The 23,300-nt window shown below is 36.8% G+C and carries 27 protein-coding genes; 25 read left to right on the top strand and 2 right to left on the bottom strand.

Going from position 1 to position 23,300, the window contains the following annotated elements; all coding sequences use genetic code 11:
- Positions 1-85 precede the first annotated feature (85 nt).
- Positions 86-982 carry a patatin-like phospholipase family protein gene (locus tag ACHABU_RS01035; RefSeq protein ID WP_435761371.1) on the top strand — a complete coding sequence of 299 codons (897 nt, stop codon included), beginning with the start codon at positions 86-88 and terminating at the stop codon, positions 980-982.
- 14 nt (positions 983-996) lie between these two features.
- Here ACHABU_RS01035 and ACHABU_RS01030 read toward each other — a convergent pair whose 3' ends face one another.
- Positions 997-1,380, bottom strand: a complete 384-nt coding sequence (locus ACHABU_RS01030; RefSeq protein ID WP_435761369.1) for an SA1362 family protein — start codon at positions 1,378-1,380, stop codon at positions 997-999.
- A gap of 307 nt (positions 1,381-1,687) precedes the next feature.
- Between ACHABU_RS01030 and ACHABU_RS01025 the strand changes: the two genes are divergently transcribed.
- From ACHABU_RS01025 to spo0A, 24 genes are all read left to right on the top strand, one after another.
- Positions 1,688-2,200, top strand: a complete 513-nt coding sequence (locus ACHABU_RS01025; protein ID WP_435761367.1) for a YqhR family membrane protein — start codon at positions 1,688-1,690, stop codon at positions 2,198-2,200.
- Between the two features lie 113 nt (positions 2,201-2,313).
- Complete coding sequence (locus tag ACHABU_RS01020; protein ID WP_435761365.1) at positions 2,314-3,375, top strand: M24 family metallopeptidase; 1,062 nt, start codon at positions 2,314-2,316, stop codon at positions 3,373-3,375.
- Between the two features lie 27 nt (positions 3,376-3,402).
- Positions 3,403-3,960, top strand: coding sequence for an elongation factor P (gene efp / locus ACHABU_RS01015; RefSeq protein WP_435761363.1), 558 nt, complete (start codon positions 3,403-3,405; stop codon positions 3,958-3,960).
- A 672-nt stretch (positions 3,961-4,632) separates the two neighbouring features.
- Entirely contained in the window at positions 4,633-5,610 is a 978-nt protein-coding gene (gene spoIIIAA, locus ACHABU_RS01010; RefSeq protein WP_435761361.1) for a stage III sporulation protein AA, read from the top strand.
- Positions 5,555-6,067, top strand: coding sequence for a stage III sporulation protein SpoIIIAB (gene spoIIIAB, locus ACHABU_RS01005; protein ID WP_435761359.1), 513 nt, complete (start codon positions 5,555-5,557; stop codon positions 6,065-6,067). The genes spoIIIAA and spoIIIAB overlap by 56 nt, the downstream gene beginning before the upstream one ends.
- 105 nt (positions 6,068-6,172) lie before the next feature.
- Positions 6,173-6,373: a stage III sporulation protein AC gene (gene spoIIIAC, locus ACHABU_RS01000; protein ID WP_379495317.1), complete on the top strand. Its 201-nt coding sequence runs from the start codon at positions 6,173-6,175 to the stop codon at positions 6,371-6,373.
- 12 nt (positions 6,374-6,385) lie between these two features.
- On the top strand, positions 6,386-6,778 hold the full coding sequence (gene spoIIIAD, locus ACHABU_RS00995; protein ID WP_435761356.1) for a stage III sporulation protein AD: 393 nt from the start codon (positions 6,386-6,388) through the stop codon (positions 6,776-6,778).
- 54 nt (positions 6,779-6,832) lie between these two features.
- Complete coding sequence (gene spoIIIAE, locus ACHABU_RS00990; RefSeq protein ID WP_435761354.1) at positions 6,833-8,014, top strand: stage III sporulation protein AE; 1,182 nt, start codon at positions 6,833-6,835, stop codon at positions 8,012-8,014.
- Positions 8,015-8,024: 10 nt separating this feature from the next.
- The gene (gene spoIIIAF / locus ACHABU_RS00985) at positions 8,025-8,648 is read left to right on the top strand and encodes a stage III sporulation protein AF (protein WP_435761352.1); all 624 of its coding nucleotides are present in this window, start codon (positions 8,025-8,027) and stop codon (positions 8,646-8,648) included.
- Positions 8,638-9,264 (top strand): stage III sporulation protein AG, encoded by a 627-nt coding sequence (spoIIIAG, locus tag ACHABU_RS00980; protein ID WP_435761350.1) that lies wholly within the window; start codon positions 8,638-8,640, stop codon positions 9,262-9,264. The genes spoIIIAF and spoIIIAG overlap by 11 nt, the downstream gene beginning before the upstream one ends.
- A gap of 13 nt (positions 9,265-9,277) precedes the next feature.
- Complete coding sequence (locus ACHABU_RS00975) at positions 9,278-9,835, top strand: SpoIIIAH-like family protein (RefSeq protein WP_435761348.1); 558 nt, start codon at positions 9,278-9,280, stop codon at positions 9,833-9,835.
- 277 nt (positions 9,836-10,112) lie between these two features.
- Positions 10,113-10,613, top strand: coding sequence for an acetyl-CoA carboxylase biotin carboxyl carrier protein (accB, locus tag ACHABU_RS00970; RefSeq protein ID WP_435761346.1), 501 nt, complete (start codon positions 10,113-10,115; stop codon positions 10,611-10,613).
- A 13-nt stretch (positions 10,614-10,626) separates the two neighbouring features.
- Positions 10,627-11,985, top strand: a complete 1,359-nt coding sequence (gene accC, locus ACHABU_RS00965; protein ID WP_435761344.1) for an acetyl-CoA carboxylase biotin carboxylase subunit — start codon at positions 10,627-10,629, stop codon at positions 11,983-11,985.
- A gap of 24 nt (positions 11,986-12,009) precedes the next feature.
- Positions 12,010-12,405 carry an Asp23/Gls24 family envelope stress response protein gene (locus ACHABU_RS00960; RefSeq protein ID WP_435761342.1) on the top strand — a complete coding sequence of 132 codons (396 nt, stop codon included), beginning with the start codon at positions 12,010-12,012 and terminating at the stop codon, positions 12,403-12,405.
- A gap of 149 nt (positions 12,406-12,554) precedes the next feature.
- A complete protein-coding gene (gene nusB, locus ACHABU_RS00955; protein ID WP_435761340.1) occupies positions 12,555-12,935 on the top strand; it encodes a transcription antitermination factor NusB in 381 nt (126 codons plus the stop codon).
- Positions 12,936-12,950: 15 nt separating this feature from the next.
- Entirely contained in the window at positions 12,951-13,808 is an 858-nt protein-coding gene (folD, locus tag ACHABU_RS00950; protein WP_435761338.1) for a bifunctional methylenetetrahydrofolate dehydrogenase/methenyltetrahydrofolate cyclohydrolase FolD, read from the top strand.
- Positions 13,801-15,156: an exodeoxyribonuclease VII large subunit gene (gene xseA / locus ACHABU_RS00945; protein WP_435761336.1), complete on the top strand. Its 1,356-nt coding sequence runs from the start codon at positions 13,801-13,803 to the stop codon at positions 15,154-15,156. Before folD ends, xseA begins: the two co-directional genes overlap by 8 nt.
- On the top strand, positions 15,146-15,376 hold the full coding sequence (locus tag ACHABU_RS00940; RefSeq protein ID WP_435761334.1) for an exodeoxyribonuclease VII small subunit: 231 nt from the start codon (positions 15,146-15,148) through the stop codon (positions 15,374-15,376). The genes xseA and ACHABU_RS00940 overlap by 11 nt, the downstream gene beginning before the upstream one ends.
- Positions 15,377-15,378: 2 nt before the next feature.
- The gene (locus ACHABU_RS00935; RefSeq protein WP_435761332.1) at positions 15,379-16,263 is read left to right on the top strand and encodes a polyprenyl synthetase family protein; all 885 of its coding nucleotides are present in this window, start codon (positions 15,379-15,381) and stop codon (positions 16,261-16,263) included.
- A 28-nt stretch (positions 16,264-16,291) separates the two neighbouring features.
- The gene (locus ACHABU_RS00930; protein ID WP_435761330.1) at positions 16,292-17,113 is read left to right on the top strand and encodes a TlyA family RNA methyltransferase; all 822 of its coding nucleotides are present in this window, start codon (positions 16,292-16,294) and stop codon (positions 17,111-17,113) included.
- A gap of 45 nt (positions 17,114-17,158) precedes the next feature.
- Positions 17,159-17,608 carry a transcriptional regulator AhrC/ArgR gene (ahrC, locus tag ACHABU_RS00925; protein WP_435761328.1) on the top strand — a complete coding sequence of 150 codons (450 nt, stop codon included), beginning with the start codon at positions 17,159-17,161 and terminating at the stop codon, positions 17,606-17,608.
- A gap of 43 nt (positions 17,609-17,651) precedes the next feature.
- On the top strand, positions 17,652-19,361 hold the full coding sequence (recN, locus tag ACHABU_RS00920) for a DNA repair protein RecN (protein ID WP_435761326.1): 1,710 nt from the start codon (positions 17,652-17,654) through the stop codon (positions 19,359-19,361).
- A 210-nt stretch (positions 19,362-19,571) separates the two neighbouring features.
- Positions 19,572-20,840: a SpoIVB peptidase gene (spoIVB, locus tag ACHABU_RS00915; RefSeq protein WP_435761324.1), complete on the top strand. Its 1,269-nt coding sequence runs from the start codon at positions 19,572-19,574 to the stop codon at positions 20,838-20,840.
- 253 nt (positions 20,841-21,093) lie between these two features.
- Positions 21,094-21,873, top strand: a complete 780-nt coding sequence (gene spo0A, locus ACHABU_RS00910; protein WP_435761322.1) for a sporulation transcription factor Spo0A — start codon at positions 21,094-21,096, stop codon at positions 21,871-21,873.
- 57 nt (positions 21,874-21,930) lie between these two features.
- On the opposite strand, the gene ACHABU_RS00905 is transcribed toward spo0A, so the two are convergent.
- The gene (locus ACHABU_RS00905) at positions 21,931-23,277 is read right to left on the bottom strand and encodes an aspartate kinase (RefSeq protein WP_435761320.1); all 1,347 of its coding nucleotides are present in this window, start codon (positions 23,275-23,277) and stop codon (positions 21,931-21,933) included.
- Positions 23,278-23,300 lie beyond the last annotated feature (23 nt).

Raw genomic sequence — 23,300 nt, 5'->3', positions numbered from 1 at the left:
ATACCGAATTGCTTACATATATAATAAATCGAAATTTCATAAAATTCCTCACCAAGTCATACAAAAATGCATAGGGAGAGAACCCATGAAAATTGATGGTGTGTTTTCAGGTGGCGGTGTCAAAGCTTTTGCTTATGTTGGTGTACTGGAGAGCATGAAGGAGCAAAACCTGCAGTTGGAACGTGTAGCCGGGACTTCTGCCGGAGCAATTGTAGCATCCTTTATTGCGGCGGGTTTTGAACTTGATGAAATGGAAGAACTTATAAGTCAGCTTGATTTAACCCAACTGGTTGATCCACCTGTCCTTACTAAACTACTCCCATTCACAAAATGGTTGTTCCTCTACCGTATGCTTGGCATCAATAAAGGGGATAAACTGGAACGATGGCTTGAATTAACACTGGCTCGCAAAAATATCCATACCTTTCACGACATTAAACCGGGATATCTCAAGGTGGTTGTTAGTGATCTTTCATTAGGAAAGCTAATCGTGATACCTGATGACCTCGAAAGGGTCTATGGTATTCAGCCGGAATTTTTCCCAGTAGCCAAGGCAATTAGAATGAGTGCCGGATTTCCTTTCTTTTTTATGCCAAAAAAAATGCCAGGGAAGTATAAGAAAAAAAGTCTCATGGTTGATGGGGGGCTTTTGAGCAATTTTCCGTTGTGGATTTTTGATAATAATGGAAGTGAAATTAAAAAAAGGCCGCTTCTCGGAATAAAAATAACCGACGCATCAGAAGATGGAATAGGTCCGAGAGATATTAGGAACGCATTAGATATGTTCCATGCTTTGTTTTCTACAATGAAGCAGGCACATGATGCAAGATATATATCCAAAAATGAAAAACAAAATATACTATTTGTTCCTATTAAGAATACTGGGACAGTTAATTTCCATATTTCACAGACTGCAAAAGAAAATCTGATTGAAAACGGAAGGGAATATGCAACTGATTTTTTGAAGAATTGGAGTAGATAAAAAGACCGTACTTCTTAAAAAGAAGCGCGGTCTTTTCCTTTTGGTTTATTTCCTTCGATTACCCTTAAATGAGATGCTCGTTTACCACGCTTTTTCTTTGGTGGAATTACTGCTTTGGTGGAAGCAGTTGCAACATTACTCGGTTTCTTTGGTTGTTTGTATTTTGATTTTGATTGTTTGACTGCCTGTTTATACTTCTTCATATCGTCAGTATTGGAAAGACCTCTTTTTCGGAGAACGAAAAAGTAAAGTAACCCAAATATTGCTGCACCCACCACTACCATTAGGAGAATATTGGTCAAGAAGTTAGCCGTATTACCGAGAAGCTGCGAAAACAAGCCGACAACTGCCAAACCTATTATTAAATAAATGACAATGGAAAATTTACTGCGTCCCATAAGATCTCCTCCTTTTAAAGTCTCTGGCCTTTTACTAATGCTATACCACTAATGAGGACTTTTATATCAGCATTACTAAAATAATGCGTAAAACGTATCTATTAAAATTGTTTCCAGTCAATTCATAAATTATTCAATACCTTTAATCATTTTCTTCAAGGTTTTACTATTAAGCCGTTATCTAATTTCTATTCTACTAAAGTTATCCTTTGTGAACTACTATTTTTTACTATTTACCGTTATTTATATGGACCTCCTGTAATTTGTTTGACGTGTTTGGTAATAATATCGTTGGAGGTGTATTTAAATGAAAACGGAAAAACAACATTCAAATGAAGTTAATACAGAAGAACAGTTGTCTATTTTTTCAAGGGCATTACTTACTGGATTTATTGGAGGTATTCTATGGAGTAGTATTGGTAGCCTGATGTATTATTTTAACTTTAGTGAAGTATCTCCAAAGTCATTTCTTTTAAAGTCATGGTTGGATGCTTCTTGGACTGACGGTTGGCTTGGAGTCATTATTACTATCCTTTTGGCAGGGATACTTTCCATCATGGCTGCGCTTATTTATTATGGTTTATTCAAAAAAATTAACTCGATGTGGATGGGGCTACTGTACGGGGTTATTTTATGGGTGATTATTTTTTATATTATGCAGCCGATCTTCCCTAATATACCACGATTAATTGATTTAACCTACAATACAATTGTATCAACATTATGTTTATTTATCCTATATGGTACGTTCATAGGCTACTCCATTTCGTACGATTATCATGATATGAAGATCAGGGAACTGAAGAAAGCGAAGGAGTAGTTTCTGTCCTGCATCGAATAACTTATAAATTATTCAAATTTGTCCATTTATGATACACTTAAACACAGAAAACATAGAATTGGTTACTGTTTGAGAGGGAGAGGATCCGGGATATGGATAAACTTAAAAAGTTAAGAAATACATTGGAATCAAATGAAATGGACGCAATTCTCATAACTAGTCCAATAAACAGAAGATATATAACTGGTTTTACAGGCACAGCTGGGGTAGCTTTGATTTCCAAAATAGAGGCTATATTCATTACTGACTTCAGATATACGGAGCAAGCTACAGAGCAAACGAAGAATTTTAATATCATTGAACATACACATCCGATCGAATCAGAGATAGCTAACCAGTTAAAATTACTGGGAATTCAGCGTCTTGGTTTTGAAAAAGATTATGTGACGTACGCTCAATTTGAAAATTATAATAAAAACCTTAATGTGAGTTTGGTCCCAATTAGCGGATTAATTGAAGAAATACGTTTAATTAAAACAAGTGAAGAGCTGGATATTATGAAAAAGGCAGCTAAAATAGCTGATGACGCATTTGAACATATTCAATCTTTCATAAAACCAGGCGTAAAAGAAATTGACGTATCCAATGAACTGGAATTTTTCATGCGCCGACAAGGTGCTACAGCATCCAGTTTCGATACGATTGTTGCTTCAGGCTTACGTTCTGCATTTCCACATGGTGTTGCATCGGAAAAAGAAATTCAAAATGGTGAGCTGGTAACATTGGATTTCGGCGCTCTGTATCAAGGTTATTGCTCAGATATTACAAGAACGATTGCTGTCGGAGAAATTTCAAGCGAATTAAGGGAAATTTATGATATAGTATTAGAGGCAAATCTTCGTGGAGTGAACGGAACAAAGCCGGGATTAACTGGTAAAGAAGCTGATGCATTAACAAGAGACTATATTAAAGAAAAAGGGTACGGGGAATATTTCGGTCATTCAACAGGTCATGGTTTAGGTCTTGAAGTACATGAAGGACCGGGATTATCCTATCGATCAGATAAAATTCTTGAAAAAGGCATGGTCGTTACAGTTGAACCTGGTATTTATATTAATGGACTTGGCGGCTGCAGAATAGAAGATGATATTGTCATCACTGAAACCGGTAATGAACGATTAACCTTTGCTCCAAAAGAATTGATACAACTTTAAGTTTTTCTACATAAGGGAGGAATAAAAATGATTTCAGTTAACGATTTTAAAACGGGACTTACCATTGAAGTGGATAACGACATTTGGCAAGTATTAGAGTTCCAGCATGTAAAGCCTGGGAAAGGTGCTGCTTTTGTTCGTTCAAAACTTCGTAACTTGCGTAGTGGTAACATCCAGGAAAAAACATTCCGTGGTGGCGAAAAAGTAAGTAAAGCACATATTGAAAATAAAAAAATGCAATACTTGTATGCTTCTGGAGACACGCATGCATTCATGGATACGAGCACATACGAACAAATTGATCTTCAAACAAACCAAATAGAGCGACAGTTAAAGTTCATTAAAGAAAACATGGAAGTGCATGTAATCAGCTATGAAGGTGAGATTCTTGGTGTGGACCTCCCAAACAACGTCGAACTGGAAGTAGTGGAAACAGAACCTGGTATTAAAGGGGATACTGCAAGCGGTGGAACAAAGCCGGCAACATTGGAAACAAGCCATGTTGTCCAAGTTCCATTCTTTGTTAATCAGGGCGATGTACTAGTCATCAATACATCTGATGGAAAATATGTATCCAGAGCCTAATTGAATACTTCTCTAAAAGCAGTCCTAATCACAGGACTGCTTTTTTGTTTAAAAGGACTTTTCAAGTTAACCTTGGACTGCTGCGGTTACTCGTCCCACCCATAAGACTTGTTGCTTTTTTTACTTCGCAATTTGTATAAACTGCGAAGTAACTGCTGGTTGATTTCCGCTGCGGACAGTTGCTTTCCGCGGGCACGGCCTCAGCCTCCTCGAGAAAACCACTCTGCGGGGTCTTCGGACACGTGCTGTTCCCGCAGGAGTCAACTGTCCTCCGCTCCAATCAACTGCCTTAATAGAGCGAATTCATTACTACTCAATAAAGTGATTATTAACTGTTTATTGGACACTATACCAGCTCTGGGAAATACACGGAGACTTCTGCGGGAGCAGAGGCATCGGTGAGACAGCGCAGCGCCTTAGCGCAAGTTGGCTCACCAGCCGCCCGCGAAAAGCGCAGTGTATTTCCCAGAGCGGCCACTGAAACTACTAATCTTATGTCGCATTTTATCTCAACTTCGGCTGATGGTAACGATCTCTGCGAAAACAACGTTTAGAAATATATCCCCACTATCGACCTCATGTAAGCGAAAGAACTTCATTTTAATGAGTCATAAATTACCTCATCCAACATACATTTACTATAAAGCAGCACTAAAAAAGTGAGGTATTCGAATGAACGAGATTATACGTTTGTTTCCGAGTGAAATGAGACAGGCTATACGATTAAAAATCGGTAACAGATGGCAATTTTTACAAGAAATTCGGATTCGGTTATACCACCCAGTAGAATTAATATTTGACGATGAGGTGGAATGGCTGAAAACAATTATACCAAAGAGTGATGAAGGCATGTATTTAATCAATCAACTTAGTGAGTTTTCGTTATATCGAATGGAAGATGAACTTAGAGAGGGTTATATAACCATTGAAGGTGGACATAGAGTTGGTATAGCAGGAAAAGTGATAACTTCAAATAGCAAAGTAAAAGCCATTCAGAATATAACATTTTTCAATATTCGGATAGCAAAAGAAAAAATTGGAGCCGCATCATCGGTCCTCCCATATGTATTCCATAAAAAATACTTGAATACGCTAATTATTGGCCCCCCTCAAACAGGTAAAACAACCTTGATCAGAGACCTAACACGATTAATTGCAAGTGGAAGCCGAAATATAGCGGCAAAAAAAGTAGGAGTTGTTGATGAACGATCAGAAATAGGGGCTTCCTTAAAAGGGGTTCCATACCATAATTTAGGATTACGAACGGATGTGATGGATGCTTGTCCAAAAGCTGAAGGAATGATGATGTTAATCAGGTCAATGTCCCCTGATGTAATGGTGGTGGATGAGATTGGCAATAAGGAAGACATCGTAGCATTGATGGAAGCAATCCATACAGGGGTTACCATAATTTGTACTATCCATGGAAGCGATATGAGAGAACTAAAGCGACGACCTTCACTAAAGCCAATCTTCGACCAACAGATATTTGATCGCTTTATCTTATTGGATAGGCAATCAAAACCTGGACAAGTAGGGAAGATTTTTGATCAAAGAGAAAATGAACTGTTGCAGAAATCGAGAGGTGTAACAGATGAAGTGGATTGGAGCACTACTTTTAATAAGCACAGCCACCTTGATCGGATTTGAATGGAGTAACCGACTAACGAAGCGCCCAAAACATATTAGGCAATTGAAAAGTGCATTGCAGATTTTAGAAGCTGAGATTGTGTATAGTCAAGCACCTTTGCATGAAGCTTTTTTTTCCATATCACAGAAAATACCAGAACCGCTTAAATCATTTTTTGCTGCCTTAGGAACGGAAATGCAGGAAGTACAAGTGGACTTTTTCAACCTTTGGGAGCATAAGGTGGATGAACTGGTGAAGAATTCAACCATGAACGAGAGCGAGAAGGAAATCTTAAATCAATTTGGCAGAACGTTGGGACAGCATGATATTTATCAGCAGCAAAAGCATATACAACTGACTAATGTGCACTTGGACAGGGAACTTGAAGAGGCATTAGATAATTATTATAAGTATGGAAGAATGGCAAAAAGTCTAGGTATATTAAGTGGAATATTTATTGTGTTGCTTCTCATTTGAATAATTTCATTGCAAAAGCACTTTTCTTGCATATCAAGCTATTGAAACAACTGAGAAGATTATTATGAATAGCGCTGGAGTTGGACTAGAGAAAGGAGCATATTCATGTTCACAGATGCATCCGTTCTTTTCCAGATTGCTGGAATAGGAATAATTGTGGCATTGATTCATACGATTTTAAAACAAATGGGGAAGGAAGAAATTGCCCAGTTTGCTACATTAATTGGTTTTATTATTGTGCTGGTAATTGTGGTAAATGGACTTTCTGATCTTTTTCAACAAATTAAATCTGTATTTCTGTTCTAGGAGCTAAAGTATATGGATATCCTGCAGATTGCTATATTAGGCGTCATAGCGAGTATTTTATATATTATTTTAAAAGATATCAACAAATCATTTGCTTTTATCATTATTCTGGTTACTGGAATTATCATATTTCTTGCCATTATCAAGCAAATAAGCATTATTTTTGAAATGATACAGACATTGGGCCAAAAGGCAAATATTGAAGGACTATATATGGAAACAATTCTTAAAATAATCGGAATTTCGTATATTGCAGAATTAGGTGCCAACCTCACAAAAGATGCCGGACTTAGTTCTGTTGCCAAGTATATCGAACTCTCAGGAAAAATATTTATTTTATTGTTGGCAGTTCCAATTATTACTGCTGTTATAGAAGCTATTGTAAGCTTTCTACCTTCCGTCTAGGATGGTACGATACGATAAGTAATCTGTTAGGGCTGAAGGGAGCAATTGGGGTGAATGAGATCAAATAAGAATGTTATCGTATTTTTTCTTGCATTTATTTTTTTAATAAATGGACAACCTTCCATCTATGCCTCTACAGCCAGTGATGAAATAGAAATTGAAGATGCAATACTACAGGAAATTTCACTTGATGGTGTGAAAGAATACTGGGACCAGCTTGTTAAAGAATATGGTGGATTTCTACCTGATTTGGAAAAGACAAGTATCACCGAGTTTATAAAAAATCAAGATTCCTTTTCTTTTAAAAATACAGCTATTGCTTTTATAGAGTACTTGTTTCATGAACTTATTTTAAACGGGAAGCTACTCGGAACCCTTTTGATGCTGACATTGTTTTCCGTTGTTTTACAAACGATGCACACGGCATTTGAACAGAGTGCAGTTAGTAAAATTGCCTATTTTGTAATTTATCTTGTCCTATTATTTATCGCGCTCAACAGCTTTTATTTGGCTGTTTCCTATACACAAGATGCAATTAATGCGATGAAGGGATTTATGATTGCACTGCTTCCACTAGTGCTCGGTATGATGGCAACCTTTGGAAATGTCATTTCTGTTTCATTTTTTCATCCAATTATTATATTCCTAATTAATTTCAGTGGAATACTCGTTTCATCTTTCATTTTACCTCTCTTGTTTTTATCCGCACTATTACTGATTGTTAGCAGCATGAATGATAATTATAAGGTGACACATCTGGCAAATCTGTTTAAATCTGTAAGTCTAGGAACACTAGGTGTTTTCTTGACTGTTTTTCTAAGCGTAATTTCCGTTCAAGGTACTGCTGCAGCGGTTCAGGATGGTATCGCTATGAAAACAGCTAAATTCATTACGGGTAACTTTATCCCTGTAGTAGGAAGGACGTTCACAGATGCTGCCGATACGATTCTCAGTGCTTCATTGGTTCTTAAGAATGCAGTCGGGATGGCAGGATTGTTTATCATTCTTTTAATTGTCCTTTTTCCAGCTATTAAAATTGCTGCAATTGCACTAATTTATAAGCTGGCTGCTGCTATACTGCAGCCAATCGGCGGGGGGCCTGTTATAACAGCTTTAAATACAATCAGCACGTATATTTTGTATATACTTGCATGTCTACTGGCAGTCTCTTTAATGTTCTTATTGGCCATCGTAATTATTATTTCTGCAAGTAATATAACAATTCTGCTGAGATAGGGTGAGTTCGATGGATGTCATTACCCAATGGGTAACACAAATTATCTTATTTATTGTCATTGCTTCAATTATCGACTTGCTGATCCCGGCAGACACCATGAAGAAATATGTCAAATTGGTTGTAGGATTAATTTTAATTTTAATTCTATTAAAACCAATTTTCCATATTTTTAATACAGACATTCAGAAGACCATTGAAACATCGATGAACGAACTGGATCAGGAATTTAAATCGGATGAAACCATAGAAAATCAGATTGAATTTCAAAAAAAAGAAATACAGGGCAGTCAACATGCATATATTTTAGAACAAATGGCTGTCCAACTGAAAAATTTAGCAGCGGACCCCTTGAAGGAAGAATATCAGGTCGAGATAACAACGATGGAGTTTCGCTTTAATGATACTCCGGATATTTCCTTCGAGGAGCTTACAGAAGTCATTGTTTATATAAATGAAGCACAAAACGGGGAGGGAGCGGTGAATACAGTTGAAGATGTAGTAATAAATTCTCAACGTAATCAGGAAGAGCCCGAGGAAGATCTCTCAGAAATTGAAGTTTTATTAATGGAAGTATGGGAGTTGACAGATAAGAAAGTATCTATTTATTGGGAGGGGGGACATCTTGAAGAATAAATTGGAAGATTTCTTTCGACCAAAAAAAGAGGGTGGTGACAAGCCTCCATCAAAAAGAATCGGGTATCTTATACTACTAGGGCTGGCTGGAGTATTCCTGATTATAATCAGTAATATTTTTTCGTCAGAAGAGGAACCCGATATAATTATGCAGTCTCAAAATGAAGTTCAGAATTCATCACAGGCTGACAATTCAGCAGAGTTATCTGCTTCTGATATAAAAGAGCTGGAAAACAGCTTGGAGCAAGAACTGGCAGAAATGCTTAATAAAATACAAGGGGTAACAGAGACAGAGGTAATGGTAAATCTCGATGCAACGAGTGCTCATGTTTATGAGAAGAACTTAATGAAGGGCCAGCAGACGACAGATGAAAATGATACAAATGGTGGGACGAGAAAAATTGAGGACCATACCGAAGAGAATCAAGTTGTACTCGTTCGAAAAGGAGATCAGGAAGTTCCTTTACTAATACAAACGAAACAGCCGGAAGTAAGAGGCGTCTTTGTAGTAGCAAAAGGGGCTGACCACCCGTCTCTTAAAAGTCAGATAGTTGAAGCCATTTCACGAGTTCTTGATGCTCCAACTCACAAAATCTCTGTAATGCCAAAAAACTAAGGAGGAATTATTAATGTTAAAAAAACAAACAGTGTGGCTTTTAACAATGTTGAGTCTTATGATTGTACTAAGTGTTTATTATATCATTTCACCAAGTAGTGAAGATTTGGCCTATATTGATGATGGACAAGCAAATTCTGAAGAAACTACGAGTACAGGAACAGAGGAGTCAGAGTCAAATGAGGCTGAAGTAAACAACATCACAAACTTGGGGAAAGATGAATTGTTTACAACAATCAGAATGGAAATACTAGATGATAGAAGCATGAAAAAGGATCGTTTAACCGATATTGTTGCTTCAGCATCCGCAAATACAGATGAAAAGGAACAAGCGATGAAAGACATTGATGTATTAGAGGGTCTGACTACAAAAGAATCTATTCTTGAAGATCAAATAATTGGAGCAACCGAATATCAAGATGTTTTGGTTAGATCAGATGGCCAAAAAGTTCATGTCCATGTAAAAGCTGATCAACTATCAGAAACAGAAGTTGTAAATATTATGCAAATGGTTCGTGACGAATTCGGTGAAATAACTGCTGAAGTTAACTTTCAACCAACTGGTGAGTAGAGTATACAACTTTCGCAAAATTTGAAAACAATGAATTGACCCAGACGATTTCCACGTCTGGGTTTTGTTATTTCTCTTTCGTTTCTATTCGCAATGATACTTGAATACTGGTATAATTAACTTGAAGTCTAAAATCTGAAATACAAACATGGACGTACAGACTTGATGTTTTGCACTCTTTTATCGTACTATGTTAAGGGAAGTTATTAGTACCTAATAATAATTTGATAAAAAATCTGTATCCACATAAACTATGAAAACTAGAGGGGTGCCGGAAATGTTAAAAGTTCAGGAAATAAGAGAGATAATAAAATTAATTGATCAATCAAGTATATCTGAGTTTACGTATGAAACGAATGGGACAAGCGTTTCTCTGAAAAAAAGTAATCAAGATATAAATCAAAAACCTTTTGTAGGAACAGAAACGATTGAAACACAGTTCAAGCAAGAAGAAAATCTGCCAGTTCAGGGGCAATCGGAGCAGGCACAGACAGAAATAAAAATCAGTACTGAAGATCAACCCAGCAGTGTTAACTACGATTTCGAAATAGTTTCTCCTATGGTTGGTACCTTCTATACTGCATCCTCCCCTGAGAATGACAGGTTTGTTACAGAAGGAAGTTCTGTTGAACCAGATACGGTAGTATGTATTGTAGAAGCAATGAAATTATTTAATGAAATTGAAGCAGAAGTATCTGGTGATATCGTAGAAATCATCGCAGAGAATGGTGAACTAGTAGAATATGGGCAACCATTATTCCGAGTAAAGAAAAAATAAGGGGATGGAGCAATTGATTAAGAAGCTGTTAATTGCTAACAGGGGAGAGATTGCAGTCCGGATTATACGAGCTTGCAAGGAACTCGATATAGAAACTGTAGCTGTCTTTTCAGAAGCAGATAAAGAATCATTACATGTCCAATTGGCGGATGAAGCCTATTGCATTGGACCAAAACTAAGTAAAGACAGCTATCTGAACTTCACAAATATAATAAGTGTAGCTACATTGACAGGAGTCGATGCAATCCATCCTGGTTATGGATTTTTGGCCGAAAACGCCGACTTTGCGGAGATTTGCAAAGCTTGCAATATTATTTTTGTTGGACCAACCCCTGAAGCAATTCAAAAAATGGGAATAAAAGATGTTGCCAGAGAGACAATGAAGAAAGCAAATGTACCAATTGTTCCTGGCTCTGAAGGAATAATTAAAAATGAAGATCAGGCGATTGAAGTTGCCAGTGGAATAGGATACCCGGTTATCATTAAAGCTACCGCAGGCGGTGGCGGTAAAGGGATCCGTGTTGCCAGGTCCGAAGAAGAGTTAATTAAAGGAATTCGGGTTACACAGAAAGAAGCAGAAACGGCTTTTGGCAACCCGGGAGTTTACATTGAAAAATTCATAGAAGATTTTCGCCATGTGGAAATCCAGGTACTGGCCGATCAATTTGGCAATACCGTACATCTTGGTGAAAGGGATTGTACCATACAACGAAGATTACAGAAACTTATAGAAGAAACCCCTTCACCGGCCTTAACAGCTGATATACGAGAAAGAATGGGCGAGGCATCAGTTAATGCTGCCAAGGCTGTAAACTATCTAGGTGCAGGCACAATTGAATTTATTTTTGACAGAAACAGTAAAGAATTCTATTTTATGGAAATGAACACCCGGATCCAAGTTGAACATACAGTTACAGAGATGGTGACCGGAGTGGACTTAATCAAGGAACAAATTCGAATTGCAAATGGAAATCCACTCTCCTTTAAACAGGAGGATATTGAATTTAATGGTTGGGCGATTGAATGCAGAATTAATGCTGAAAATCCATTTAAAGACTTTATGCCTTCTGCAGGTGAGATTAAAATGTATCTACCACCTGGTGGATTTGGGGTCAGAGTTGATTCCGCAGCATACTCAGGCTATAAAATACCCCCTTATTACGATTCAATGATTGCCAAACTGATTACGTATGCTCCAACTAGGGAAGAAGCAATAAAGCGGATGAAACGTGCATTGGATGAATTTGTAATCGAAGGAGTCCATACAACAATTCCGTTCCACCATTTAATTATGGATCACGAAGTATTTTTAGATGGTGACTTTAATACAAATTTTTTGGAAGAGAATCCAATTCTCGAAAAAGAGATGTAATCATATGTTAGAAGGAGTGATATCATGAGTGAACAACCCTTATTAGAAGTAAGTGATAACACTGCGTTAGGAAAAGTGGAAATTGCTCCTGAAGTTATAGAGGTTATTGCTGGGATTTCTGCCACAGAAATAGAAGGCCTTTATGCGATGAGAGGTAACTTCGCCTCTGGTGTAGCAGAGCGTTTAGGTAAAAAAGCTCATAGTAAAGGTGTAAAAGTAGAACTTACTGATGACGGGGTAGCCATTGATATGTATGTAATTTTAAAGTTTGGTGTATCCATTCCACAAATTGCACAGGAGCTCCAAACCAATATTAGACTGACGCTGGAAACAATGACAGCAATTAAATTGCAGGAAGTAAATATCCATGTCGTCGGGATACACATGGAAGGAAAAGAAGACGCTGAAGCTGAAGAGTGAAGCAATTTTATTGCACAGGCCAGATTTTACCCTTGGTCTGTGCTTTATTCATTTATTTTATCCAATGGATAGTTTCTAGCAAAGCCATGTTAATCATGTTATTATTTGTAGGAGTATACTATTGGTAATAAAAAGGAGTTTAATGATCAATGAAGCGACATACAGCAAGAGAAAAAGCATTTCAAATACTTTTCCAACTGGATATAAATGATAATGAACCACAACAGGCGATCGAAGCGTTTCTGGAGTCGGAAGAGAGCGACGAGTTTTTGAAAATGCTGGTAGAAGGTGTTACAGCGCATAGAGAAAAGATAGATTCGATCATTTCGGACAATCTTGAAAACTGGACCATTAACCGGATTGCTTCTGTCGAAAGAACGATTCTTAGAATTGCTACTTTTGAATTACATTTCATCGAAGAAGTTCCTAAAAATGTATCGATTAACGAAGCAGTCGAATTAGGAAATACATATGGTGATGACAAATCAGGAAAGTTCATCAATGGCGTACTATCAAAGATAATTGCATAAGGGGGAAGCTAGATTATGACAGCACAAATTATTAATGGAAAAGAATTATCTGCAGAATTGAAGCAGGAAATGAAAATAGAAGTAGAGGGATTAAAGCAAAAAGGTTTGACACCACACTTAACCGTCGTACTAGTTGGGGATAATCCTGCATCCAAATCCTACGTTAAAGGAAAGGAAAAAGCTGCCGAGATCACAGGGATTTCTTCCTCGTTAATTGAATTACCATCTTCAACAAGTGAAGCTGAATTGCTTCAACTTATTAACGAACTGAATAATGATAAGTCTGTTCATGGTATTCTCGTTCAACTTCCGCTTCCAGATCAAATCAGGGAACAGCAAGTAATTGAAGCGATTCATCCAGATAAAGATGTTGATGGTTTTCATCCAAGTAATATTGGGAAAATGATGACAGGTGAGGATACCTTCTTGCCATGCACACCTTTTGGAATCATAACGATGCTGAAATCAAAAGATATTGAAATAGAAGGAAAGCATGCAGTTGTCATTGGTCGGAGTAATATTGTTGGTAAACCGGTTGGACAACTTCTTCTAAATGAAAATGCAACTGTAACGTATTGTCATTCAAAAACGAAGAATATGAAAGAAATAGCTGCAAACGCGGATATTTTAATTGCTGCAATTGGAAAAGCACATGCAATCACAGCTGAGTATGTAAAAAAAGGTGCTGTTGTGATAGATGTAGGAATTAATCGCCAACCTGATGGCAAACTTACAGGTGATGTTGATTTTGAAAGTGTAAAAGAAATAGCATCTTATATTACTCCAGTACCAAAGGGTGTCGGACCAATGACAATTACGATGCTTCTTAAAAATACGATAAAAGCAGCAAAAGGACTGTCTGGAATTGAATGATAAATACTTAACCGTTACAGCACTGAATAGGTATATGAAGCGAAAAATGGATACAGATCCCCATTTGAGAAATTTATGGCTGCGTGGTGAAATTTCTAATTTTAAGCATCATAGTCGTGGACATATGTATATGACCATCAAGGACGATCAGTCTAAAATTCAGTCCGTTATGTTTGCAGGCAATAATAGAAATATGAAATTCAGACCGGAGAATGGCATGAATGTACTGATTAAAGGAGAAATTAGTGTATATGAAGCATATGGACAGTACCAGCTTTATATTCAGCAAATGGAACCCGATGGAATCGGTGCATTGTATTTAGCCTTTGAACAATTAAAAGAAAAATTACATAAGGAAGGTCTCTTTGACGCTATCCATAAAAAACAGATACCTGAATTTCCAGAACATATCGGAGTTATCACTTCACCTACAGGAGCTGCAGTAAGAGATATCATTACAACTATTAAAAGAAGATATCCCATCGTCTCCATCACCGTTATCCCTGTACTTGTGCAAGGTCCACAAGCAACCGTATCCATTCAGGAAGCAATCGATACGGCAAATAGCAAGGGAAATTTCGATACGTTGATTGTTGGTCGTGGTGGCGGATCCATTGAGGAACTATGGAGCTTTAATGAAGAAGTCGTGGCAAGAGCTATTTTCAATTCGAAAATTCCGATAATTTCAGCAGTAGGCCATGAGACGGATATTACAATTAGCGACTACGCTGCTGACCTTCGTGCGCCCACTCCTACAGGTGCTGCAGAGCTTGCAGTTCCATCTCAAACCGAATTGACGGATCGCATCACTGTAATGAGAAAAACACTTACAAGGGATATCAATAGAGAAATCGTCAGCAGTAAAAACTATTTTACACGATTATTACAATCTTATGCATTTCGTTATCCTGAACAATTACTGAAACAGAAAGAACAGGAATTGGACAGCTATATGGAACAGCTACAGCGGGGATTTGTACAAAATAGAAAACAAAATGAAGCAGCTTTTACGCATCTATTCAGAAGGCTTGCTTCTCAGCATCCTGCCAAACAGTTGGAACAAGCTAAAAGTAATTTGAACAAGGCACGTAAACAACAAAATAATTCCATGTCACAAATTCTAGAAAAGAAGTCCGTTCATTTAGCCAATAATATGGATAAATTAACGTTAGTAAACCCTTTGGAAATAATGAAACGCGGCTTCGCTTTACCTTATACATCAGATGGGAAAATAATAAAATCTGTAAAGAAAGTAAAACAAAATGACTCCATAACCGTTAATTTGAGCGATGGGAATCTTAGTTGTCAGGTCTTAACTATTGAGGAGGAACCAACCAATGAAAAATGAAGCTATATCCTTTGAGGAAGCAATGGAAAAACTGGAAACAATTGTTTCGAAGCTTGAAGAGGGTGATGTACCATTGGAAAAGGCAATCAATTATTACCAGGAAGGTATGAATCTATCTAAAATATGCGGAGATAAGTTAAAAAATGTACAGGAAAAAATGACACAAATCTTGAATGAGCAAGGTGAATTGGAACCTTTTGATGTACAGGAGGAAGAATGAACGTGAAAACGAATCTTTCGGACTATATAAATAACTATAAAGAAAAGATTGAAAAAGAATATAAACACTATCTACAGGATCTTTCTATTCCAATTCAATTAAAGAACTCCATGCTTTATTCTTTGGAGGCAGGCGGGAAAAGGCTTCGTCCGGTCCTTTTACTTGCAAGTTATGAAGTATATGGTAGTAACATTCAAAAAGTGCTTTCATCAGCAGTCGCACTGGAAATGGTTCATACTTATTCTCTGATCCATGATGATTTACCTGCAATGGATGATGATGATTATCGTCGAGGGAAATTAACCAATCATAAGGTTTTCAATGAAGCTACAGCAATCTTGGCCGGAGATGCTTTGTTGACACATAGCTTTGCATTAATTGCAAACGATCCATTACTGAATGACAGAGAAAAAGTAAATATTATTCATCGACTGTCTGTTTGCAGTGGTCCAAAAGGAATGGTTGGCGGACAGATTCTTGATATGGAAGCAGAAAACAAAGCCGTTTCTTTGGAAAAGATGGAGCAAATCCACGCATTAAAGACTGGAGAACTACTTAAATTTGCTATCTATACCGGAGCGTATGTTGGTAAAGCGACGGAAAAACAACTATCTCATTTAACTGATTTTGCATATTACCTTGGGTTGATATTTCAAGTACAGGACGATATTTTGGATGTAACTGGCGAACAGGAAAAGATAGGGAAACCGGTTGGCAGTGATGAAGAGAACCTAAAAAGCACTTATCCGAAACTATTAGGTTTAAACGGGGCTATTCAGCAAAAAGAGATATATGTAGAGAAGGCTAAACAAGCATTGCAAGATGCAGGTGCACAAACGTCAAATTTAATGGATTTAACGGATTACTTCAGTAACAGGGATCACTAAAAAAAGTTCTCAGTAAAGGATATTTCATATGAGGAAAAAACGACTGGATGAATTATTGGTCGAAAGACATTTAATCGAAAACGTAGATAAAGCAAAGCGTGTTATTATGGCGGGCTTAGTTTTTTCTAAACAGGTAAGACTTGATAAGCCAGGTATGAAGGTAGAGGAAGATTCACCACTAACCATAAAAGGAAAAGAAATCCCCTATGTTGGGCGTGGAGGGTTAAAGCTAGAAAAAGCATTAAAATATTTTGCTATTCCTGCAAAGGATAGAATCTTTATAGATGTCGGATCATCAACAGGTGGATTTACAGATTGCGCCCTTCAACATGGTGTCCTTCTTAGTTATGCGATTGATGTTGGATACAATCAATTGGATTGGAAATTAAGAAATGACAATCGGGTTGTAGTTATGGAGCGAACAAATTTCCGACACGTTACTCCTGATATGTTAAAACAAGGTGTTCCTGATTTAGCCTCCATTGATGTCTCATTTATTTCACTCAAATTGATATTCCCAGTACTAAAACAACTTTTGTCAGAAAACAGTGATGTCATAGCCTTGATTAAACCACAATTTGAGGCGAAGAGAGAACAGGTCGGTAATAAAGGTATTGTCAGAGACGGACAAGTACATGTGGATGTTCTAAATAGAATTATTACGTTTGCGGAAAAAGAAGGGTACACGCTTATTAATGTCACGTATTCCCCAATAACAGGAGGAGAAGGAAATATTGAATTTCTTGCACATTTCGGATGGAAGAAAGAAGTAAAAAATGAACTAGAACCTATCGATATCGAGAAAACTGTAGCAGAAGCGCACCGATTATTATATTTACCAAAAAAATAATGGCAAGGCTTTGTATATCCGAATGCTAAATAAGGGGGGGCAATTATGAGTAAAATTCAGCGCCATATTAAAATACGTGAATTAATAACGGAAAATGTAATTGAAACGCAGGATGATCTTGTCGATCGACTAAAATCTCTTGGATACAATGTGACCCAGGCAACCGTATCCAGGGACATTAAAGAACTTCAACTTGTTAAAGTACCTACAATAGCAGGACACTATAAATACAGCCTACCTGCAGATCAGCGCTTTAATCCTCTTGAAAAGCTTAAGCGTTTAATTGTTGATGCCTTTGTGAAAATTGAGTATGCAAGTCATTTTATCATATTGAAAACGTTACCTGGAAATGCGCAAGCTGTTGGCGCTCTCATTGATAATCTTGATTGGGAAGAAATTATGGGAACGATTTGCGGAGATGACACGTGCTTAATTATTTGCAGAACACCTGATCATGCTGCTGAAATCAAAAATCGATTTATTGGTATGCTTTAGTTTTAATTGGAAATAGTTTTCTTGATTGGGGTGATGAATAACTGTGCTTACAGAATTATCGATTCGGGATTTTGCTATCATCGATGAAATATCGATTACATTTAATGAGGGATTGACAGTATTAACAGGAGAAACCGGCGCAGGAAAATCAATTATTATTGACGCCATTCAATTATTGGCTGGTGGAAGAGGCTCTGTCGAATACGTCAGACATGAAGCTAAAAAAGCTGATATTGAAGGCTTGTTTAGTATCGATAATAAAAAACATCCAATTTATGCTACAGGGAACCAGTATGGGATTGAAATTCAGGATGAGCAAGTTGTTCTGCAGCGTACAATTACTGCTTCAGGTAAGAGCATTTGCAGAGTAAACAGTAAATTAGTGACGCTTGCTATTTTGAGGGAATTCGGAAAAACATTAATTGATATTCACAGTCAGCATGAGACTCAATCATTGATGAATAATGATAGTCACCTCGATTTTCTGGATATGTATGAACCGAAAAAAATAACAAAAGCAAAAGACGAATATACCCAACTCTATAATAAGCTGGATACCTTGAAAAAAAGATATCAGAAATTGAATGATAACGAACAGCAAATGGCTCATCGGGTCGATCTACTTGAATTTCAAATGAATGAGCTTGAGCAAGCAAATCTTTCCCCGAATGAAGATGAACTACTCGAGGATGAAAGAAAGGCGCTTGCTAACTTTGAACGCATTCATACAGCACTACAGGATGCATACAATGCGTTATACGGGGAGCAAAGAGGACTCGAATGGCTGAACCAAGCTCAACTGGCTTTACAGGATAACAGCAATTATGATTCATTTATAGCCGATAAGGCTGAAGAGATGTCTAATCACTATTTTACACTTGAAGAACTGACATATGACTTGAGAAATCAAATCGACAGTCTACAATTTAACCCAGAACGTTTAAATGAAATTGAATCCAGGCTCGATGAAATAAATCGTTTAAAAAAGAAATACGGAACAACCGTAAATGAAATTATGGAATACATGGCAAAGATCGAAGAAGAGTTGGAGCAAATCACGAACAAAGACTCTCATCTAACTGTATTGCTGGAACAGATTGAAGAGACTGAAAAAGATGCTTTACTGGAAGCAAAACAACTCCATGATATTAGAAAACAAGCAGCTGATTCATTAACGAAGGATATTTATAAAGAACTTAAAGGGCTTTACTTAGAAAAAGCAGCATTTTCAATTGCTTTTGATGAAAACAGTACGAAAGCAAAACCAACACTTCATAGAAATGGGTTTGACCATATTCGTTTTCTTATCTCTACAAATACAGGTGAACCTTTAAAAGAACTTTCTAAAGTTGCATCTGGTGGGGAACTTTCGAGAATCATGCTTGCCTTGAAGAAAATATTCTCCAAACATCAAGGCGTAACGAGTGTTATATTTGATGAAGTCGACACTGGTGTCAGCGGAAGAGTAGCCCAATCGATTGCTGAAAAAATTTACCAGATTTCGAAGGATTCACAAGTATTAGTTATCACACATCTTCCACAGGTAGCTGCAATGGCAGATACACATAAGTTCATTGAAAAAAATGAAAAAAATAAACGAACTTCCACAAACGTTAAAGAACTTACCGAAAAGGAACAAATTGAAGAATTAAGCAGAATGATTACAGGAACCAAATTGACAGAAACTGCAAAAGATCACGCAAAAGAAATGCTTGGACTTGCATCTACATTTAAATCAAATAAAAAAGGATAAAATTCTTAAAAAACCGGAAAATATAGTAACCGGTTTTTTTATTTTCCTTTTTTAACAATTTCAGCAAATTATTTTTTCAAATACCCATATAGAGACACACTTATACGGAATTTGCAATAAATGTAATAGGAAATGTTACACATATATCATAAGTTTCTCCAGTTTAATTTGTACCTGTTCAGGTCAAATTAGGCTTACAGAACCAGAGATATGTGGTGGGTTGGGAGGAGGAGAGTGATTCGATTGAAAGAAAAACAACAGAAAAATGTTACGTTTTTGCGATATAGTGTACTTCTCTTTATTTTATCTGTATTTTCCATTTTTCAATTTGGAATTGAACAGGTAAGCTTTGCAGCACCTAGCGAGACAATGACTTTTCAAAATCAATCCGAGATCGGACTTCCAATTATCGATAAAAGTGAAATCAACACCATAACAAGTCATGAATCTTTACCCACATCTGCTTTTCCAATGAAAAAGGTTAGCGGATCAGATTTAAGTAATATTCACGTCATTCCAGGTGGACAATCCATCGGTGTTAAATTGAGCACCCGAGGCGTCCTGGTAGTTGGTCATCATTTGGTTAATGGAGATAAAGGAATGTCCTCTCCCGGTGAAGAAGCAAAAATAAATGTTGGTGATGTGATATTAAAAATCAATGGAGATTCTGTGAAGGAAATGGGCGATATCAAATCTTATGTAGAAAAAGCGGGACAAGGTCATAATAAAATCGACCTAACGATCAAACGTGGTGAAGAAACAATAAAAACATCTCTTATACCAGTCCTTGATGAAAAAGAAAATGAATATAAGATTGGTTTATATATACGTGACTCTGCTGCGGGAATTGGAACGATGACATTTTATGAGCCAGAATCGAAAAAGTATGGTGCATTAGGGCATATCATTTCAGATATGGATACAAAAAAGCCGATTGAAATTAATAATGGAACCATTGTTAATTCCTCTGTTACGTCGATTGAAAAAGGGAATAATGGGATACCAGGCGAAAAACAGGCTAAATTTTCGATTGATGAAGATAGAATTGGTACAATCACTAAAAATACACCTTATGGTATATTCGGTACGCTGAAAGGAAAAATAAAAAATGATAAGTTTAACAAACCTTTACCAGTGGCACTTTCACATGAGGTTAAGGAAGGCCCGGCAAAAATCCTAACCGTCGTGGAAGACGAAAATATTGAAGAATTTGATATAGAAATCGTAAGCAGTATCCCACAAAAGTTTCCTGCCACCAAAGGCATGGTTATTCAAATAACAGACCCTAGATTACTGAAAAGTACCGGGGGAATTGTGCAAGGAATGAGTGGAAGTCCAATTATTCAGGATGGTAAAGTTATCGGTGCAGTAACACATGTATTTGTAAATGATCCCACTTCCGGTTATGGTGTCCATATAGAATGGATGTTACAGGATGCAGGAATCGCAGCAAAAAAACCAGACAAGAATGCAGCATAATTAAAGCTTGTAGTGGTAATTCCATTACAAGCATTTTTTTATTGGTAATTTTTTTAATATTTGTTATAATATACTTATAAATATTTTTCGACAAACTTGTCATATAAATATCGAACATTATCGAAAATGGCAGAAAAATAAAGTAAATCAAAGAAATACAAAATAAAACTAAAGTTTTCCAATAAAAAAGAGGATATTTACATTTTTTGTAGAATAAGTACAGAGGATACCAGTAAAAGGGAGGAACAATATTTTGGATAAAATTTCAGTATGTTTAGTCGACGACAACCGAGAGTTGATTCAGTTAATGAGTGAATATTTCGAGGAACAGGATGATATTGAAGTCATAGGTACTGCTTATAATGGCAGAGATTGCATTACTATGCTTGAACAAAAAGAGCCGGATGTATTAATTTTGGATATCATTATGCCGCATATAGATGGATTGGCGGTTTTAAATACATTAAGAGCCATGGAAAGAAAAAAGAAGCCAAATGTAATTATGCTAACTGCCTTTGGCCAGGAAGAAGTTATGAAAAAGGCTGTGGACCTTGGTGCCTCTTATTTTATATTAAAACCATTTGATATGGAAAATCTGGCGGATCAAGTACGTCAAGTTAAAGGAAATACTTCGCTTAGTCCTAATAGGAGTAAATCAACAAAGGTGGAAAGGAAAAAACAAAATTTAGAAGCTAATATCACGAATATAATTCACGAGATTGGAGTTCCTGCTCACATTAAAGGCTATATGTATTTGAGGGAAGCGATTACAATGGTTTACAACGATATTGAACTTCTTGGCTCCATTACGAAGGTCCTTTATCCAGACATTGCCAAAAAATTCAATACGACAGCTTCAAGAGTGGAAAGAGCCATCCGACATGCCATCGAGGTTGCATGGAGCAGAGGTAACATCGATTCTATTTCGGCCTTATTTGGTTATACAATTAATATTTCAAAAGCAAAACCAACAAATTCTGAATTTATTGCGATGGTTGCAGATCGTCTGCGACTGGAACACCGAGTAAGTTGAATAAAAAGAAAAAATATTACTGCAAGTATACAGTAATATTTTTTCTTTTTTATGCAGTTATTCAAAAAAGGATGTATAGAGTGATTGAATCGCCTTCTCAATATCAGAAGCATTAATACCAAACATCATGGATACTTCAGATGACCCCTGATTGATCATTTCGATATTCACATTTGCTTTGGCAAATGCGGAAGTCGCTTTTTCCGCAACTCCTATCGTATTAACAAGACCTTCACCAACAACCATGATAACTGCCAGATCTCTATGAATACTCACGGTATCAACATATAATTCCTCTTTAATGCGATTGACTATACTATTCTCTTTTTCTGCAGTAAATTTGTTGTCTCTAAAAATGACGGACATGTCATCAATACCAGAAGGTGCATGTTCGAAAGAAATACCTTCATCTTCAAAAATGTTTAAAAGTTTACGACCGAAACCAATTTCACGGTTCATTAAAAATTTACTAACATATAAACTGCAAAAACCGGTATCACTTGCGATTCCAACAACACATTTCTCGCTAGCTTCTTTTTCAGCAACGATTAGCGTGCCAGGTGCTTCCGGATTGTTCGTATTTTTAATACAGACAGGAATTTTTTCTCTGAAAGCAGGAATTAATGCTTCGTCATGGAAAACTGAAAATCCCGCATAAGATAATTCACGCATCTCTTTATACGTTAGGATAGTGATTTCCTTAGGATTCATTACAATAGTTGGATTTACGGTATACACCGAATCAACATCTGTAAAATTCTCATACATTTCTGCTTTTACTCCAGCAGCAATAATAGAACCAGTAATATCAGAACCACCTCTTGAGAATGTTACCAAATTACCTTCTTTGGAATAACCAAAAAATCCAGGGATAACCAGAATACCTTCTTTTTCATGAAGTGAATAAATTTTATCAAAACTCTCAGGTAGTATTTGAGCATTTCCCGGTTCGTTACTAACAATAATCCCAGCTTCCTGAGGATTTATGTAGAATGCAGGTAGACCTTGATCCGTAAGATAAGCACTCAGTATCTTAGCTGAACTATCTTCTCCAATTGCTTTGATAGCATCCATCCTACTTTCTAATGGACCTTCTACACTTAAAGCTGATTTTATACTATGTTCGATTTCTTCCAATACGGATAAATCTATTTTCAGTTCTTCGATAATTTCACTAAACCGATTTTTAACAGATGACAGATTTTCTTCATATGCCTCTCCATTATGGTAGGCTGTACCAAGCGCAATCAACATATCCGTCATTTTAATATCACCGCTAAATCTTTTTCCTGGAGCGGATACCACGATAAACTTTCTGTTGTCATCGCTTCTGATGATATTTCCTACTTTAGTTAACTGTTCTGCATTTGCTACCGAGCTTCCCCCAAATTTCGCTACTTTCATTACTTAATCCCCCTGAAACACTT

The sequence above is a fragment of the Oceanobacillus sp. CF4.6 genome (assembly GCF_051262635.1).
Lineage (GTDB): Bacteria > Bacillota > Bacilli > Bacillales > Amphibacillaceae > Oceanobacillus.
This window is presented reverse-complemented; position numbering and strand designations above follow the sequence as displayed.

Coding starts and splice junctions, on each gene's coding strand:
- ACHABU_RS00905 (WP_435761320.1), bottom strand. CDS start 23,277: ATGAAAGTAGCGAAATTTGGGGGAAGCTCGGTAGCAAATGCAGAACAG.
- spoIIIAA (WP_435761361.1), top strand. CDS start 4,633: ATGAACGAGATTATACGTTTGTTTCCGAGTGAAATGAGACAGGCTATA.
- nusB (WP_435761340.1), top strand. CDS start 12,555: ATGAAGCGACATACAGCAAGAGAAAAAGCATTTCAAATACTTTTCCAA.
- ACHABU_RS01035 (WP_435761371.1), top strand. CDS start 86: ATGAAAATTGATGGTGTGTTTTCAGGTGGCGGTGTCAAAGCTTTTGCT.
- ACHABU_RS01030 (WP_435761369.1), bottom strand. CDS start 1,380: ATGGGACGCAGTAAATTTTCCATTGTCATTTATTTAATAATAGGTTTG.
- spoIIIAE (WP_435761354.1), top strand. CDS start 6,833: ATGAGATCAAATAAGAATGTTATCGTATTTTTTCTTGCATTTATTTTT.
- ACHABU_RS00975 (WP_435761348.1), top strand. CDS start 9,278: ATGTTAAAAAAACAAACAGTGTGGCTTTTAACAATGTTGAGTCTTATG.
- spoIIIAB (WP_435761359.1), top strand. CDS start 5,555: ATGAAGTGGATTGGAGCACTACTTTTAATAAGCACAGCCACCTTGATC.
- ACHABU_RS01020 (WP_435761365.1), top strand. CDS start 2,314: ATGGATAAACTTAAAAAGTTAAGAAATACATTGGAATCAAATGAAATG.
- accB (WP_435761346.1), top strand. CDS start 10,113: ATGTTAAAAGTTCAGGAAATAAGAGAGATAATAAAATTAATTGATCAA.
- ACHABU_RS00940 (WP_435761334.1), top strand. CDS start 15,146: ATGAAAAATGAAGCTATATCCTTTGAGGAAGCAATGGAAAAACTGGAA.
- ACHABU_RS00930 (WP_435761330.1), top strand. CDS start 16,292: ATGAGGAAAAAACGACTGGATGAATTATTGGTCGAAAGACATTTAATC.
- ahrC (WP_435761328.1), top strand. CDS start 17,159: ATGAGTAAAATTCAGCGCCATATTAAAATACGTGAATTAATAACGGAA.
- spoIVB (WP_435761324.1), top strand. CDS start 19,572: ATGTGGTGGGTTGGGAGGAGGAGAGTGATTCGATTGAAAGAAAAACAA.
- spoIIIAC (WP_379495317.1), top strand. CDS start 6,173: ATGTTCACAGATGCATCCGTTCTTTTCCAGATTGCTGGAATAGGAATA.
- spoIIIAF (WP_435761352.1), top strand. CDS start 8,025: ATGGATGTCATTACCCAATGGGTAACACAAATTATCTTATTTATTGTC.
- ACHABU_RS00960 (WP_435761342.1), top strand. CDS start 12,010: ATGAGTGAACAACCCTTATTAGAAGTAAGTGATAACACTGCGTTAGGA.
- ACHABU_RS01025 (WP_435761367.1), top strand. CDS start 1,688: ATGAAAACGGAAAAACAACATTCAAATGAAGTTAATACAGAAGAACAG.
- efp (WP_435761363.1), top strand. CDS start 3,403: ATGATTTCAGTTAACGATTTTAAAACGGGACTTACCATTGAAGTGGAT.
- spoIIIAD (WP_435761356.1), top strand. CDS start 6,386: ATGGATATCCTGCAGATTGCTATATTAGGCGTCATAGCGAGTATTTTA.
- folD (WP_435761338.1), top strand. CDS start 12,951: ATGACAGCACAAATTATTAATGGAAAAGAATTATCTGCAGAATTGAAG.